Annotated in this window: 14 protein-coding genes and 1 tRNA gene; 7 read left to right on the top strand and 8 right to left on the bottom strand. The window is 54.3% G+C overall.

Features of this window, described 5'->3' with window-relative positions; all coding sequences use genetic code 11:
* The first annotated feature begins 47 nt into the window (after positions 1 to 47).
* Together BFV63_RS00460 and BFV63_RS00465 are read left to right on the top strand one after the other, a co-directional pair.
* Entirely contained in the window at positions 48 to 818 is a 771-nt protein-coding gene (locus BFV63_RS00460) for a GlxA family transcriptional regulator (RefSeq protein ID WP_263740538.1), read from the top strand.
* A gap of 48 nt (positions 819 to 866) precedes the next feature.
* Positions 867 to 1,310: a GNAT family N-acetyltransferase gene (locus tag BFV63_RS00465; protein ID WP_017383639.1), complete on the top strand. Its 444-nt coding sequence runs from the start codon at positions 867 to 869 to the stop codon at positions 1,308 to 1,310.
* Positions 1,311 to 1,342: 32 nt separating this feature from the next.
* Here BFV63_RS00465 and BFV63_RS00470 read toward each other — a convergent pair whose 3' ends face one another.
* From BFV63_RS00470 to BFV63_RS00480, 4 genes are all read right to left on the bottom strand, one after another.
* The gene (locus BFV63_RS00470) at positions 1,343 to 1,930 is read right to left on the bottom strand and encodes a hypothetical protein (RefSeq protein ID WP_023323946.1); all 588 of its coding nucleotides are present in this window, start codon (positions 1,928 to 1,930) and stop codon (positions 1,343 to 1,345) included.
* Positions 1,927 to 2,292, bottom strand: coding sequence for a tlde1 domain-containing protein (locus BFV63_RS22270; RefSeq protein WP_023323947.1), 366 nt, complete (start codon positions 2,290 to 2,292; stop codon positions 1,927 to 1,929). The genes BFV63_RS00470 and BFV63_RS22270 overlap by 4 nt, the downstream gene beginning before the upstream one ends.
* Before the next feature lie 9 nt (positions 2,293 to 2,301).
* Positions 2,302 to 2,787, bottom strand: coding sequence for a type VI secretion system tube protein TssD (gene tssD / locus BFV63_RS00475; protein WP_023323948.1), 486 nt, complete (start codon positions 2,785 to 2,787; stop codon positions 2,302 to 2,304).
* 376 nt (positions 2,788 to 3,163) lie between these two features.
* On the bottom strand, positions 3,164 to 3,460 hold the full coding sequence (locus BFV63_RS00480) for a SymE family type I addiction module toxin (RefSeq protein WP_023323949.1): 297 nt from the start codon (positions 3,458 to 3,460) through the stop codon (positions 3,164 to 3,166).
* A 128-nt stretch (positions 3,461 to 3,588) separates the two neighbouring features.
* Between BFV63_RS00480 and BFV63_RS00485 the strand changes: the two genes are divergently transcribed.
* Together BFV63_RS00485 and BFV63_RS00490 are read left to right on the top strand one after the other, a co-directional pair.
* Positions 3,589 to 3,759: a YlcI/YnfO family protein gene (locus BFV63_RS00485; protein WP_065186978.1), complete on the top strand. Its 171-nt coding sequence runs from the start codon at positions 3,589 to 3,591 to the stop codon at positions 3,757 to 3,759.
* Positions 3,760 to 3,764: 5 nt separating this feature from the next.
* Positions 3,765 to 4,778: a DUF3800 domain-containing protein gene (locus BFV63_RS00490; protein WP_023323950.1), complete on the top strand. Its 1,014-nt coding sequence runs from the start codon at positions 3,765 to 3,767 to the stop codon at positions 4,776 to 4,778.
* Positions 4,779 to 4,793: 15 nt separating this feature from the next.
* On the opposite strand, the gene BFV63_RS00495 is transcribed toward BFV63_RS00490, so the two are convergent.
* A tRNA-Sec gene (locus tag BFV63_RS00495) sits at positions 4,794 to 4,888 on the bottom strand.
* 287 nt (positions 4,889 to 5,175) lie between these two features.
* Between BFV63_RS00495 and BFV63_RS00500 the strand changes: the two genes are divergently transcribed.
* The gene (locus tag BFV63_RS00500; RefSeq protein WP_048241581.1) at positions 5,176 to 6,567 is read left to right on the top strand and encodes a glycoside-pentoside-hexuronide family transporter; all 1,392 of its coding nucleotides are present in this window, start codon (positions 5,176 to 5,178) and stop codon (positions 6,565 to 6,567) included.
* A 12-nt stretch (positions 6,568 to 6,579) separates the two neighbouring features.
* A complete protein-coding gene (gene yicI, locus BFV63_RS00505) occupies positions 6,580 to 8,898 on the top strand; it encodes an alpha-xylosidase (protein ID WP_048241579.1) in 2,319 nt (772 codons plus the stop codon).
* 84 nt (positions 8,899 to 8,982) lie between these two features.
* Here yicI and BFV63_RS00510 read toward each other — a convergent pair whose 3' ends face one another.
* Positions 8,983 to 10,677: an AsmA family protein gene (locus BFV63_RS00510; protein WP_048210834.1), complete on the bottom strand. Its 1,695-nt coding sequence runs from the start codon at positions 10,675 to 10,677 to the stop codon at positions 8,983 to 8,985.
* A gap of 118 nt (positions 10,678 to 10,795) precedes the next feature.
* A complete protein-coding gene (gene xanP / locus BFV63_RS00515; RefSeq protein WP_003860925.1) occupies positions 10,796 to 12,187 on the bottom strand; it encodes a xanthine/proton symporter XanP in 1,392 nt (463 codons plus the stop codon).
* Positions 12,188 to 12,412: 225 nt separating this feature from the next.
* Between xanP and gltS the strand changes: the two genes are divergently transcribed.
* Positions 12,413 to 13,615: a sodium/glutamate symporter gene (gene gltS / locus BFV63_RS00520; protein WP_006812438.1), complete on the top strand. Its 1,203-nt coding sequence runs from the start codon at positions 12,413 to 12,415 to the stop codon at positions 13,613 to 13,615.
* A gap of 3 nt (positions 13,616 to 13,618) precedes the next feature.
* Here gltS and recG read toward each other — a convergent pair whose 3' ends face one another.
* The gene (recG, locus tag BFV63_RS00525) at positions 13,619 to 15,700 is read right to left on the bottom strand and encodes an ATP-dependent DNA helicase RecG (RefSeq protein ID WP_045897271.1); all 2,082 of its coding nucleotides are present in this window, start codon (positions 15,698 to 15,700) and stop codon (positions 13,619 to 13,621) included.
* Positions 15,701 to 15,702: the final 2 nt, after the last annotated feature.

Genomic DNA, 15,702 nt, shown 5'->3' on the forward strand with positions numbered 1-15,702 from the left:
TAAGTGAATTTCCTGATATCCCGATTATCAGCAATGCGGGGATTATCATGAGACCGGATTCCACCCATGCGCCGCCGGACAGTTTTAACTACCTTGCTGTTATCGGCGGTGAATTGCAGTATCTGGACTTAGGGTATCAGGGGGATAAAGCGTATCTGGCACATGCCCACCATGCCGGAGTTCCGCTCATTGGCATTGGCACCGGCAGTTTTGTCCTCGCACAGGAAGGATTGCTGAATGAACGACGAGCCTCCATCCATCCTTTCCACCTTGATGCATTTCGGCAGGCTTTCCCGCTGGTTTATGCTGAGCAAGGGTATGATTTCATCGACGATGGCGATGTGCTGACCTGCCCGGGCGGTATTTCCACCCTGACGCTGGCAACTGAGCTTATCCGCGCCCATGCCGGGGATGATATCGCCAGCACCACCTGCCAGCGTTTGTCGCTCGTTCCGCATGAAATTGCCACCCCACGTCCGGCGAATCTTGCGCTTATCCCTGACTCGCGGTTGCGCCGCGCCGTCATGCTGATTGAACAGTTCCTGACCCGGCCGCTCACCACCGCCGGGCTTGCGCGAGAAGTGGCATTGAGTGAACGCCAGCTCAACCGCCTGTTCCACGCAGAATTCGGCAAAACGGCCCGCGAATTTATCCGCAGCGCCAGGCTGCGCTATGCTTGCTGGCTGCTGAAGAACTCGCAGCAAAGCGTGACGGATATTGCGCAGCGGATGGGATTCAGCGACTGCGCGCACTTTATTCGTCATTTCCAGACGGAGTATGGTTGTACGCCTGGGGTGTGGCGCACGTCGCAGAGCTGAATATCATTACATTGCTGCCCTGAAACTTTACTCAACCGGAATATCACCATGAAAATAGAAGCCGCACACCCCTCGCAATTTGAACGCCTCGTCGCAGTCTGGGAGTCGTCCGTACGCGCCACGCACCGCTTTTTGCAGGAAAGCGATATCGCGGCGCTGCGTCCGTTATTGCTCAACGCATATTTGCCTAATCTCAGGGTTGTGATTGCCCGGGATGACGTGGGTATTATTCACGGCTTTTTGGGCGTGGATAAAAATCGCATTGAAATGCTGTTTGTGGATGATGCGAGCCGGGGGAAGGGTATCGGGAAAATGCTGCTGCAATATGCCATTGCAGAATTCGGCGTAAATGAAGTGGATGTGAACGAGCAGAATCCGCAGGGGGTGGCGTTTTATCGCCATATGGGGTTTGAGCAGGTCGGGCGTTCGGAACTGGACGGGCAGGGGAATCCGTTTCCGCTGTTGCATATGCGGTTGAGTGGACAGGCTTAACGCCCTCTTCTGTAAAAGAGGGAGCCTGCAAGCTAGTTACTGGTTATTTGCCCGATAATTACGCCGCGCAATTTTTCGCCATCAAAGTAATAAGAGACGGTATTGTTCTGAACAAATCCATCCTGTACAGGTGTCTCCTGATAAAGCAGGATCTTTTTTCTGTTGCCGATTGTTTTTTTGCCGAACAATTCAACTAAATCCCCGTGAGTGGCATTTAACAATGGAACGCCAGAGACTGAGACACTGACTCGTTCCGTTGTATTCACACACTCTTTATGGATGCCATCCCTGGATATGGCTAGCGCAGTTAACAGCCCTGCACCCATTTCGTTATCTGAAATGAACCAATAATTGGTGCCATCGTCGTCATGAAGGCAGATCCAGTGCGCGGAGCTGTCTTTCTCCACGTATGTACTGAAAATCTGAGACAGATGAGTAACTTCCATCTGAACCGTTTTCTTGCCGATCGTGATGGTCGGGGAAAGGGGCACTATGGTTGAAATTTCCGTCAGCGAGCCGTCTTCATCGTAATACTGTGTTGCGAAGCCGGTCATTTCAGATGCTGAGACGTGCAAACTGACTGCAACGAGTAATGGCAATGAACAAATTAAACGCTTCATTTGACAATCAACACCGTATCGTTGCTTTTCCAGATGCTTCTTCTCGCACTCAAAGGAGCAATAATGCAGCCGTCTGAAGAGTCATCAGGGTGCAAACTGCTTTTGCCATGAATTTTAAATGAGTCTCTGCCACACATATCATTTGTCGAGTAGGGCGTGAGGCTGAGGGTATATTTTCCTGTGTGGGCAGAATTATGAGGGGAACCAATTGTGTATTTCCCTCGAGGTAGAAGCCCACTGTTTTTTACACATTCTTGAGATGGATCGTTTTTGTAACCACTTGCTCCTGCATAATCTGCATCGAACTGATAAACACCATCAAGATAAAATTTGTGCTCTTTTACATTATATTCCCAGGACATACTTTCTCCTTAAGCGCGTTCCTTCCAGGTATCAGAATGAATGATGTTTCCATCTATGTAATGCCATGTTATTTTTTCATATGTTAGATCTACATATTCACAATGTGTATAGCGTTCGTTTTGCGGTAGTTTAATGTCAAACATGAGTGGTTCAATTTGAACTACTCTTGCATTTTCTAAAGTTGTCTTAAAGTAAGCCTCTTCGAGCCCGTTATAGTTGATCCTGTAAAATATAAATTCTGCTCTTGTTAGTGTTTGTCCAGTGCTCAAGGCCTTGTATAGATATGAGGATGAGGAATCAATCTCTTTCATGAATGCATAGGTGCTACAAATACGTTTTGAAGTGATTTTTCCGGAGTGCTTATCAATAGGTTGTTCGATTGAGTGCATAAATTCAATAACTTCTATTGAGCCTTCGCGATCTTTTACATCGACAGAGCCTTTAATTCTCCGGCCTGCATCGTCCTCAAGCCATAAGTAAACAGGTATAGCCATCTCAATCTCCTTTTATAGACTGAGGGAAACTACTCTTCATTATGGATTTAAATTGTGACATTCATTTCAAAATAGAAAATAAAATAAAATATGGAAGTGGGACTTAAAATTGCTCTTTGCGATGTATAAGTTTCTCAAATATATTTCCAAAAATTATAACATTGAATTATGATTTCGTTGCCATCGTAAGATAAATGCTAAGTAAAAATAGCATCAGGTATTGAAATGATGAATGTCATCAAATATTGAACTTGTAAGTTAGCATTACATGTTGGGTTCGATTGCTTTTTGGATGTTATGGAAGAAATCTGGCATTCTATATTGTTTTTTATGTTGGCTGCATGCCCAGCAGCCAACTTGATAACAGCGGGAACGGTTATGATAATTGCAGGCTCGCCAGCGTGTTCTCGATCTGGCATAACTTTGCTTTAGTGCGTTTGTAATCGTCCAGAATCCTTTGCTCCTGCTCGTTATACGCTACCAGAACGATGCACCCTTTCATGACCTTTACCGTGACCTGCTGTCCGGTATCAAAACCCGCCGCGCGCAGCCACTTGCCGGAAAGGATGATTTTTGGCGTAGATTTGTCGTAAACATTCGGGCGGTATCCCACAATTAACGAACGCTCGGTTCCGGATTGGTCGGTGTCTGGGGTAGAATGCGAATCAGCCATAATCAACTCCTTGATAGTTGGTGAGGTTAGACGCCCTTTAGTGCTCCAACACTGCTGGGCGTTGTCAAAATTCCGAATCCATGTGGTAGGTACCACGTGCGAATAAATTAACCGAAGTGGTACCTACCATGCAAGAGAAAAAGAAACCAAATTTTGACCGCACTAAGAGCACGATGAAGAACATACGTTTCGAGGATGAGCTTTTGGAGCAGATCGAGAAGGCGGCGGGGAAAGGGAATTTTAGTAAATGGGTGAAGGAGGCTTGTAGGTTAAGATTATTATCTAGCCAAAGAGAGTAGTAAATATGGAAATATTAATTGATGAATCAGGTTCATTTACTCCTGAAAGTGAACTAGAAAATTCTTGGAGTGTAGTTGCTGCTTATATTTGTCCGGAAACTGAAAAAAGGAAATATAGGAATGCCCTCAATAATTTAAAAAAAAGGAATGGTTTGGGCAGACAAGAGATAAAATTAGTTAACATTAGTGAAAGTAACTATATTTTGTTTCTTCAAGAAATTTCGCAGCTGAACGGTAGTCTTTTTTGTGTTGTAACAGACTCATATTATAATAATAAAAGCTTTATCGAAAATCATAAAGATACGCATGTGAAAACCATAGTAAATAGTATTGAGCAGATGCGTTATCACGAGGGAAAACTTGCTCAACATTTGATGGCAAAAGAATTATTGTCTGTATCTCTCCCACTTTATATTCAGTTGATGTGCCAAATAAGATTAGTGCATACAATAATCTCCCAATCTGTAAATTACTATGCACAACGACAACCACAGACGTTAAAAAAATTCAAATGGCGTTTAGATCAAAAACAGCCGTCTCACAAAACTAAGTATGAGTTGATATTTGAAAAATTTTCACCAGCTTTGTTGCAAATGTATACCCTTGAAAACCCTTTAGGTATAGTGAATGGTTTTAACTATAAATATATGAGAGAGTTTATTTATAATGAAGGAGAGATACCTAATTATCTGATCGAGAAAAAAACATCCTTAGCTAATAGCCGCGCTTTTAACATCCAAAAAATATTACGGGATGACATTAGCTATGAGGATTCAATGAAAAATGACGGTTTGCAAGTTATAGATCTTTTGGCTTCTGGTATGCGTAAGCTTTTAAAAATGAGATTTGCAGATAATACTTTAATAGCCAATCTACTCGGCAGTCTCATGATACAGCAGCAATATAATAATCCGCCCATAGACATAATTGTTTTCGATGAAAAATCTGCTGCTTTAAGAAAAGAATTAGATGAGCTTGTAAAAATATTAATTAAAAACTCAAAACGAATGATACGTTGAAGTAGGTAAAATATTTGGCGGAAGATCACAGGAGTCGAACCTGCCCGGGAACGCTGGCGTCCCCAACTGGATTTGAAGTCCAGCCACCTCACCGGAGATGACGATCTTCCGCGCCTGCATTGCTACATGGAGGCGGGGCGCATTATAGCTACTTTCAGGCATTTACCACATACCCCACACCACTTTTTTCACCTCTCTTTTGACCTGAATCCCCCTGTTTCAGCTAATTCTTAAGAAAATCCTCAGGTTAGCATTTCGTGCTCATCAACTTTTATCCCGATCACAAAAAACAAGAAACGTAATCTCTTAACCAGAAAACGCAATACCCGCTCCTGAAACAATGGTTTAAAAAACGGTAACCGGTCTCAGCGCCCCCTACAGCGTGAAGGATAAAAATATGAGCGAAGTACTGTCAGTAAAAGAGAAGATTGGCTACGGCATGGGAGACGCCGCCAGCCATATCATTTTTGATAACGTCATGCTTTATATGATGTTTTTCTACACCGATATTTTTGGTATTCCCGCCGGGTTTGTCGGCACCATGTTCCTGCTGGCCCGCGCGCTGGATGCGATCTCCGACCCGTGCATGGGGCTGATTGCCGACCGCACCCGCAGCCGCTGGGGCAAGTTCCGTCCATGGATTTTGTTTGGCGCTATCCCGTTCGGCATCGTCTGCGTGCTGGCGTATACCACGCCGGACCTGAGCCTCAACGGCAAAATGGTTTACGCCGCCATCACCTACACGCTGCTGACCCTGCTCTATACCGTGGTCAACATCCCGTACTGCGCGCTGGGCGGCGTGATCACCAACGACCCGACGCAGCGTATCTCCCTTCAGTCGTGGCGCTTTGTGCTGGCGACGGCGGGCGGCATGCTCTCCACGGTGCTGATGATGCCGCTGGTGAACCTGATTGGCGGCGACGATAAAGCGTTCGGCTTCCAGGGCGGGATCGCCGTGCTGTCGGTGGTCGCGTTCCTGATGTTGGCGTTCTGCTTCTTCACCACCAAAGAGCGCATCCAGGTGCCACCGAGCACCACCTCCATGCGTGAAGATCTGCGCGACATCTGGCAAAACGACCAGTGGCGTATTGTCGGCGTGCTCACCATCCTCAACATCCTCGCCGTCTGCGTGCGCGGCGGCGCGATGATGTACTACTGCACCTGGATCATGGGCTCGCCGGAGGTGTTCGTCGCCTTCCTCACCACCTACTGCGTCGGCAACCTGATTGGCTCGGCGCTGGCGAAACCGCTCACCGACTGGAAGTGCAAGGTGAGCATCTTCTGGTGGACCAACGCCGCGCTGGCGGTGGTCAGCGTGGCGATGTTCTTCGTGCCGATGCATGCCACCGTGCTGATGTTCGGCTTCATCTTCGTTATCGGCGTGCTGCACCAGCTCGTGACGCCGATTCAGTGGGTAATGATGTCCGATACCGTCGACTACGGCGAATGGACCAACGGCAAACGCCTGACCGGCATCAGCTTTGCGGGCACGCTGTTCGTGCTGAAACTCGGCCTGGCGCTGGGCGGGGCGATGATCGGCTGGATGCTGGCTGGAGGTGGCTACGACGCGGCGGCCAAAACCCAGAACAGCGCGACCATCAGCATCATTATCGGCCTGTTTACCCTGGCCCCGGCGGTCTGCTACGTGCTGAGCGCCATCATCGCCAAACGCTACTACACGCTGAAAACCCCCTTCCTGACCAAAATCCTGGGCGAGCTGGCACAGGGCGCGCGCCGTAATCAGCAGGAGTTTGAAAACCTGCCGGTCAGCAAAGAATTAAAGAACTAAGAGGACGAGAGCATGAAAATCAGTGATGGAAACTGGCTTATTCAACCGGGCCTGAACGTGACCTGTCCGGTGCAGGTATTCGACGTGGAGCAGCAGGGCAATGACCTGATGGTGTATGTGGCGCCGCGTGACGTGCGCGAACGCACCTGGCAGCTCGACACGTTGATGTTCACGGTGCGCCTGTTTGCTCCGCAGGAAGGGATTGTGGGGGTGCGCATCGAGCACTTCCAGGGCACGCTGAACAACGGCCCGCACTATCCGCTGAACGTTCTGAAGGATGCAAAAGTTGAGATTGAAAACAACGCCGAATTTGCCGAGCTGAAAAGCGGCAGCGTCAGCGTGCGCGTTACCAAAGGCGAGTTCTGGGCTCTGGATTTCCTGCGCAACGGCCAGCGCATTACCGGCAGCCAGCTGAAAAACAACGGCTACGTACAGGACAGCAATACCGATCGCAACTATGTGTTTGAACGTCTGGATCTGGGCGTGGGGGAAACGGTCTACGGCCTGGGCGAGCGCTTCACCGCCCTGGTGCGCAACGGTCAGACGGTCGAAACCTGGAACCGCGACGGGGGCACCAGCACCGAGCAGTCCTACAAAAATATCCCGTTCTACCTGACCAACCGCGGCTACGGCGTGCTGGTGAATCATCCGGAAAACGTCTCGTTTGAAGTCGGCTCTGAAAAAGTCTCCAAAGTGCAGTTCAGCGTGGAAGGGGAGTATCTGGAGTACTTCGTGATCGACGGCCCGACGCCGAAAGAAGTGCTGAACCGCTATACCCGCTTCACTGGCCGTCCGGCGCTGCCGCCTGCGTGGTCGTTCGGCCTGTGGCTGACCACCTCGTTCACCACCAACTACGACGAAGCCACGGTAAACAGCTTTATCGACGGCATGGCCGAGCGCGACCTGCCGCTGCACGTGTTCCACTTCGACTGCTTCTGGATGAAGGCCTTCCAGTGGTGCGATTTCGAGTGGGACCCGGTGACCTTCCCCGATCCGGAAGGGATGATCCGCCGCCTGAAAGAGAAAGGGCTGAAGGTCTGCGTGTGGATCAACCCGTACATCGGCCAGAAATCCCCGATTTTCCGCGAGCTGAAAGAGAAGGGCTACCTGCTGAAGCGCCCGGACGGCTCCCTGTGGCAGTGGGACAAATGGCAGCCGGGGCTGGCGATCTACGACTTCACCAACCCGGACGCGTGCAGGTGGTATGCGGACAAACTGAAAGGCCTGGTGGAGATCGGCGTCGACTGCTTCAAGACCGATTTCGGCGAGCGTATCCCGACGGACGTGCAGTGGTTCGACGGGTACGATCCGCAGAAGATGCACAACCATTACGCCTACATCTACAACGAACTGGTATGGAACGTGCTGAAAGAGACGGTGGGAGAAGAAGAGGCGGTGCTGTTTGCCCGCTCCGCGTCCGTGGGTGCGCAACAGTTCCCGGTACACTGGGGCGGCGACTGCTACGCCAACTATGAATCGATGGCCGAAAGCCTGCGCGGCGGGCTGTCGATTGGGCTGTCCGGCTTCGGGTTCTGGAGCCACGATATCGGCGGGTTCGAAAACACCGCTCCGGCGCACGTCTACAAACGCTGGTGCGCGTTCGGGCTGTTCTCCAGCCACAGCCGCCTGCACGGCAGCAAATCCTACCGCGTGCCGTGGGCGTACGATGACGAGTCCTGCGACGTGGTGCGCCACTTCACGCAGCTGAAATGTCAGCTGATGCCGTACCTGTATCGTCAGGCGGCGCTGGCGCACGAGTTCGGCACGCCGATGCTGCGGGCGATGATGCTGGAGTTCCCGGACGATCCGGCGTGTGACTATCTTGACCGTCAGTACATGCTGGGGGATTCAATGATGGTGGCGCCGGTGTTCTCCGAGGCGGGCGATGTGCAGTTTTACCTGCCGGAAGGGCGCTGGACGCACCTGTGGCACAACGACGAAATCGAGGGTAGCCGCTGGCATAAGCAGCAGCACGATTTCCAGAGCCTGCCGGTCTATGTGCGCGACAACACGCTGCTGGCGCTCGGCAATAATAACCAGAAGCCGGACTATGCGTGGCATGAGGGGACAGCCTTCCAGCTCTTCAACCTGAGCGATGGCGCAACGGCGGTGAGTGAAGTGCCTGCGGCGGACGGTTCCGTGTTGTTTACGCTGAAGGCGTCACGTCAGGGCGACGTCGTGACCTTTACCGGCGCGGGAGATGCGCAAAATTGGTCGGTGTGCTTGCGCAACGTGGAGAAGGTCGGCGGCGTAAAAGGCGGTTCACATGCGGGCAGCGAGTGGGGTGTGGTGGTGAAAGCCGAGGGGGATGAGGTGGTGGTTCACCTCTGAGCTGGAAAAATGCCCGGTGGCGCTTCGCTTACCGGGCCTACATGAGATCGTAGGCCGGGTAAGGCGAAGCCGCCACCCGGCTATTTACTGTGCCGGAGCCACCGTCGACACCACACCACCCGTCATCGTCTGTTGCACCTGCTGTTTATCCATATTCACCGCGCTCAGCTTCCCGTTCACCGTCGGCTTCAGCGGCGCATTCGCCTGCACGCTTCCGCTGGCGGTGAGCTGAATATTGCCGTCGCCCGCAATCGGCAGCGCTGGCCAGCCCCACTGCTGCAAAACGTTGAGTGGTACACCGCGCCCGTTCAGGCTCACGGTGGTTTGTCGCTGTGGCAGCTGTGACACGGTGGCGGTCGCTTCCAGGATCCCTTTCTCGGTAAAGGCGCTCAGGTCGGTAATATTTACCGTTGCGGCGTTGGCATTCAGCGCCAGCGACGGGCGACGCACGTCGACGCGGTTAAAGGTCGCTGCCGCCCCGTTGAGGGTTGCGTTACCGCCCCACACGCCCCACTTGTGATCCTGCGCCAGCCGCAAATTAGCGCCATAACCGTCGAGGGAGGTGATCTGCCACGGGAACGCCGGATCGATGTCGATCACCAGGTTGCGGCTCAGGCCGAATTTTTTCAGCGTCACGCTGTTCAGCCATGCCGGGAGCGGGTCCATCCACAGCGTTTTCCAGTTTTCCGGAAGCGTATATTCCAGCCCGGCAATCGCAACGTCGTCCAGCACCAGCGCCTGACCCTCGCGCAGCCAGTTGCCGGAGGTGCGCACCATGCCCCCTTCCCAGCGGGAGGTGAACTGACGCAGCGCAATGCCCTGCGGGGAGAATTCCGCGTTCAGGATAGGGTCAAACAGATGCAGCGAGCCGTAGATAAATTCGCTGGCGTTCATGGATAACCGTCCCTCCTGGCTTTGCCAGTCACCTTTACTCAGGGTGAGGTTACGCAGGCTGAGATCGAGGTCGGTTACCGCCCAGTCTGGCCCCTGTAGACGGGCATCGGTCACTTCCAGCCGCCCAATCTGTAACGAAGGCAGGGTGGAGAGAGGGGCGAAGAAATCCAGCAGCGATTTGTCGCTTTGCAGGCGGATCTCATTCAGACGCAGGGTGTTGATAACCCAGCCACCGTCGGCATTACGCAGAGCCGAGCCCGTAAGCGAGCCGCGCGCCATATCGGCACCGATGGTATTCAGCGCCACCTCTTTGCCGTTGAGTTGTCCCTGAATCAGCACGTTGTTGGCCGGTATGCCGTTGAGGGTGAGCGACCCGGCGCTCATCTGGATTTGCGCATTTTTCCCCAGTACGTTCCCCGCCTCGGGCTGCCACGGGCTGACGCCGCCGGTCACCTTTTGCGCACTGAGATCCCACTCCGTATTCGGGCTGTTAAAGGCCATGTTATTCAGTTGCAGACGGTCGGCCTGGAACGGCAGCGGCGCCGTCTGCGGCGATAAATTCAGCGTGCCATCGAACAGGGTGATGGCATCCATATGCAGCGGGTCGGTGATCTGGCGGCTGCTTAAGCCAATATCCACTTTTTTAGCGACCAGCGTGGCCGGTTTGCCATCTCGTCCGAAGGTAACGTTTTCCAGAAGGATGTGAGAAGGGGATGAAAAGCGGTGATCCATCAGGTCAAAGTTGAGCTCGTAATCGGTATTCACCGTGATCCAGCTGCTGACCTGCGATGCGCCCCAGCGGGTCTGGAGCAGAAAATAAAAGGCGAGCACTACAATGAGCAGGGCTACCAGAAGATAGATAAGCAGCTTTCCAATAAATTTCATGGTCTTCCTTCCCGCGAAACGCACATAAGGGTGTTATGCACGATTTATGCGCAATGCTCAAGGCGGGAATGGTGTAAAGAGATGTCACGGCAGGCATTGACAGCCTGCCGTGTGGGGATCAGTTCTTTTCAGGCGGGAAAATGAGATTCAGCACGATAGCGGTAATACCGCCCGCGGCGATGCCGGAAGAGAGCAGGTTTTTCACCCAGTCCGGGGCAAACTGCAAAATCATCGGCTGCTGGGAGACGCCAAGCCCTACGGCGAGAGACAGCGCAATAATCATGATTGCGCGGCGGTTCAGCGGCTCGCGGGAGACGATACGCACGCCGGAGGCCGCGATGGTACCGAACATGACCAGCGTCGCGCCGCCCAGCACCGGCTCGGGAATGTGCTGTACAAATCCGCTTACCGCCGGGAACAGGCCGAGGACCACCAGCATCAGCGCCACCACGAAGCCCACGTAGCGGCTGGCCACGCCGGTCAGCTGGATCACGCCGTTGTTCTGGCCGAAGCAGGAGTTCGGGAAGGTGTTGAACACCGCCGAGACAAACGAGTTCAGTCCGTTCGCCAGCACGCCGCCTTTAAGACGTTTCATGTACAGCGGGCCGGAGACCGGCTGCTCGGACACGTCGGAGGTGGCGGTGATATCGCCAATGGTTTCCAGCGAGGTAATCATAAAGACCAGCATCAGCGGCAGGAGCAGACTCCAGTCAATGCCCAGGCCATAGTAGAGCGGCGTTGGCACGGTAATCAACGCGCTGTTGGTTGGGGTGGTGTTCTCCGGGAGCATACCCAGCGCCCACGCCAGCAGGTAACCGGCCGCCATGGCGATCACCAGCGATGCCACGCGCAGGTACGGGTTACGCTGACGGTTAAGCAGAATAATGATCGCCAGCACCACGCCTGCCAGCAGCAGGTTTTTCGGCGCGCCGAAGGTATGGTCGCTCATTGCCGCGTAGCCGCCCCCGATGGAGGTCAGACCCACCTGAATCAGCGACAGGCCGATAATCATCACCACCACGCCGGAGACCAGCGGGGTAATCACCCGGCGCGCCAGGTGCAGAACGCGGGAGATGAACATCTCTGTGCAGCTTGCCAGCATCAGGGTGCCGAAAAGCGCCGCCATCATCGTCGGGACATCTGCGCCGCCGGTTTTCAGTGCCGTACCGCCCATGATCAGCGGAGCCACAAAGTTAAAGCTGGTGCCCTGAATCGACAGCAAACCTGAACCCACCGGACCCCAGGCTTTAATTTGAATGATGGAGGCCACGCCGGAAGCGAACAGAGACATACTGATGATGTGTTGCGTATCCTGCGCCGGTAACCCTAGCGCCTGGCAAATCAGCAGAGCCGGCGTGATGACCGCAACGAACATCGCCAGCAGGTGCTGGCAGGCGGCAAACAGGGTTTGTGGCAGCGGGGGACGATCTTCAAGGCGGTAAATCAGTTCGCTGTTTTGCTTCTGCGCAATCGGTTGCGCATCAGCAGACTCCAGAGTGTTAACAGACATCGGCGGCAATCCCACGGTGGAAAAGCGGGCATTTTAGCTGACCACCTGGTAAAAGCAAACGATTGCCAGCAAAAAAAAGAGAGAAAATCTGCCGGTGTGAGCAGCTTTTCTACAACGAACAGGAAAAAAAAATTACACTTTTCGCGCCGGCGGCTCATGACGAGCATCACCCGGCCCAGGATAACGCCGCGTGTGTATGGAATACGCGCATAACAGGAGCCTTTTATGATTCATCTCGATACGTTGTCGACCCTTGTTGCCGCAACGCTGGTTCTTCTGCTTGGTCGCAAGCTGGTACACAGTGTTTCCTTTCTGAAAAAGTACACCATTCCTGAACCCGTCGCCGGTGGTTTGCTGGTGGCGCTGGCCCTGCTGGTACTGAAAAAAAGCATGGGCTGGGAAATCGATTTTGATATGTCCCTGAAAGATCCGTTGATGCTGGCCTTCTTTGCCACTATCGGCCTGAACGCTAACCTCGCAAGCCTGCGTTCGGGTGGCAAGGTGCTGGGCGTGTTTCTGATTGTTGTGGTGGGCCTGCTTCTGATGCAAAACGCCATCGGCATCGGTATGGCGTCATTGCTGGGGCTGGATCCGCTGATGGGTCTGCTGGCGGGGTCGATTACCCTGTCAGGTGGCCACGGAACTGGCGCGGCGTGGAGCAAGCTGTTCATCGAACGCTATGGCTTTGAAAACGCAACGGAAGTGGCGATGGCCTGCGCGACCTTTGGCCTGGTGCTTGGCGGGCTGATTGGCGGCCCGGTGGCGCGCTATCTGGTGAAACACTCCACCACGCCGGAAGGCAGGCCAGACGATGAAATGGTGCCGACCGCATTTGAAAAACCGGACGTTGGCCGTAGTATCACCTCGCTGGTGATGATTGAAACCATCGCCATGATTGCTATCTGCCTCACCGTGGGCAAAATCGTTGCGCAATGGCTGGCGGGAACGGCTTTCGAACTGCCAACCTTTGTCTGCGTGCTGTTTATCGGGGTGATCCTGAGCAACGGTCTGGCGCAGATGGGCTTCTACCGCGTCTTTGAGCGCGCAGTGTCCGTGCTGGGGAACGTCAGCCTGTCGCTGTTCCTGGCGATGGCGCTGATGAGCCTCAAGCTGTGGGAACTGGCCTCGCTGGCGCTGCCGATGGTGGCGATCCTGGCGGTACAGGCCGTGTTTATGGCGCTGTATGCCATCTTTGTTACCTGGCGCATGATGGGCAAAAACTATGATGCGGCGGTACTGGCAGCGGGTCACTGTGGGTTTGGACTGGGGGCAACGCCAACGGCCATCGCAAACATGCAGGCGATCACTGAACGGTTCGGTCCGTCGCACATGGCGTTTCTGGTGGTGCCGATGGTGGGGGCATTCTTCATTGATATCGTCAACGCGCTGGTCATTAAGCTCTACCTGATGCTGCCGATGTTTGGCTGATCGTCAGGCGTTGGAATACCGCTCGGTTTCCGGCATCCAGCGTTCAATTAACGCTGCCGCCTGTTCGGGGTAGCGTTCATGAATATGACGTGCAAGGCGTTGTACTTCGGGGATCATGGCCTGATCGCGCAACAAATCCGCCACTTTAAATTCGGCGTTACCCGTCTGACGCGTGCCCAGCAGTTCACCCGGGCCGCGGATCTCCAGATCTTTTTGCGCAATGACGAAGCCGTCATTGCTGTCGCGTAATACCTGCAAACGCATCTGCGCGGTTTTCGACAGCGGGGCTTTGTAGAGCAGCACGCAGTGAGAGGCGATCGCGCCACGGCCCACACGGCCTCGTAGCTGGTGGAGCTGCGCCAGGCCCAGGCGCTCCGGGTTCTCAATAATCATCAGGCTGGAGTTCGGCACGTCCACGCCCACTTCGATAACCGTGGTCGCAACGAGTAAATGCAGTTCACCCTGTTTGAACGACTGCATCACCGCCTGCTTTTCGGCAGGCTTCATGCGCCCGTGAACCAGACCGACGTTCAGCTCCGGCAGGGCGAGCTTTAACTCTTCCCATGTGGCTTCGGCAGCCTGCGCTTCCAGCAGCTCAGACTCTTCAATCAGGGTACAGACCCAGTAAGCCTGACGTCCTTCGTGGGTGCAGGCGTTGCGCACGCGGTCAATGATGTCGCTGCGGCGCGTGTCCGGAATGGCGACCGTTGTCACCGGCGTACGACCCGGGGGGAGTTCGTCGATGGTGGAGGTATCCAGATCGGCATAGGCCGTCATCGCCAGGGTGCGCGGAATCGGCGTGGCGGTCATGATCAGCTGATGCGGGTGGAAGCCCTGTTGCAGACCTTTCTCCCACAACGCCAGACGCTGATGAACACCAAAGCGGTGCTGTTCGTCGATAATCACCAGCGCCAGGCCGTTAAACTGCACCTGTTCCTGGAAAATGGCGTGCGTGCCGACAATCATCTGCACCTGCCCGCTGGCTATCGCCTCCTGCTGCGCAAGGCGCGCTTTGCCCTTCTGCTTCCCGGCCAGCCAGCCCACTTCAATTCCCAGCGGGGCAAACCAGTTACGGAAATTGTTGGCGTGCTGCTCGGCCAGCAGTTCCGTCGGTGCCATCAGCGCCACCTGCTTGCCGTGGGCGATAGCGCGCAAAGCGGCCAGCGCGGCGACCAGCGTTTTACCGGAACCCACATCGCCCTGCACCAGGCGCATCATCGGCACATCCAGCGCCATATCGCGTTCGATCTCGGCGGTCACCCGCGCCTGGGCGCCGGTGGGTTTAAACGGCAGTGAGGCCAGCAGCTTATCTTTGAGCTCATCACGCTGGCTTAATGGCTGCGCGTGGAAACGCTGCGCACCTGCGCGCAGGGCCAGCATGCTCAGGTTGTGAGCCAGTAATTCCTCAAGGATAAGACGCCGTTGGGCGGGGTGTTTACCGCTCTCTAAATCAACAAGCTGAAGCGTTGGCGGTGGGCGGTGCAGGGTGCGCAACGCCTCTGGCAGGCTCATCATGCCCTGCGCCAGCTCCGGCGGCAGCAGCTCGTTAATGGCGCAGGTATCGAGCAGCTCCAGCGCCTGGTCGGTGAGCTTGCGCAGCGTAGCCTGCTTAATGCCTTCAGTGGTTGGATAGACCGGCGTGAGCGTCTCCTGTAGCTCAGGTGAGCTGAGATCACCCTGCACGCGGTATTCCGGGTGGATCATCTCCGCGCCGTATTTGCCACGTTTCGCTTCGCCGTACGCGAGCACGCGTCGTCCCGTGGCAAGGCTGTTTTTCATCGCCGCGCTGAAGTTGAAAAAGCGCAGGGTAAGAATACCGGTGCCGTCGCTGATCTGGCAGGTCATCATCCTGCGTCCGCCAAAGGTGATGTTGCAGTTCAGCACTTCCCCTTCAACGGTGGCGTAAATAGCGGGCAGCAGATCGCCAATTTTATAAAGCTGAGTACGGTCTTCGTAACGCAGGGGGAGGTGGAGCAGGAGATCCTGCACGGTGTGCAGGCCAATCTTCGCCAGTTTACTGCTTTGTGCCGCGCCCACGCCCGTCAGGCTGTTGAGCGGTATAGCGTCCAGCAGGCGGCCTTTCATGA

Source organism: Enterobacter hormaechei subsp. xiangfangensis, from assembly GCF_001729785.1.
In the GTDB taxonomy this organism is placed as follows: Bacteria; Pseudomonadota; Gammaproteobacteria; order Enterobacterales; family Enterobacteriaceae; genus Enterobacter; species Enterobacter hormaechei_C.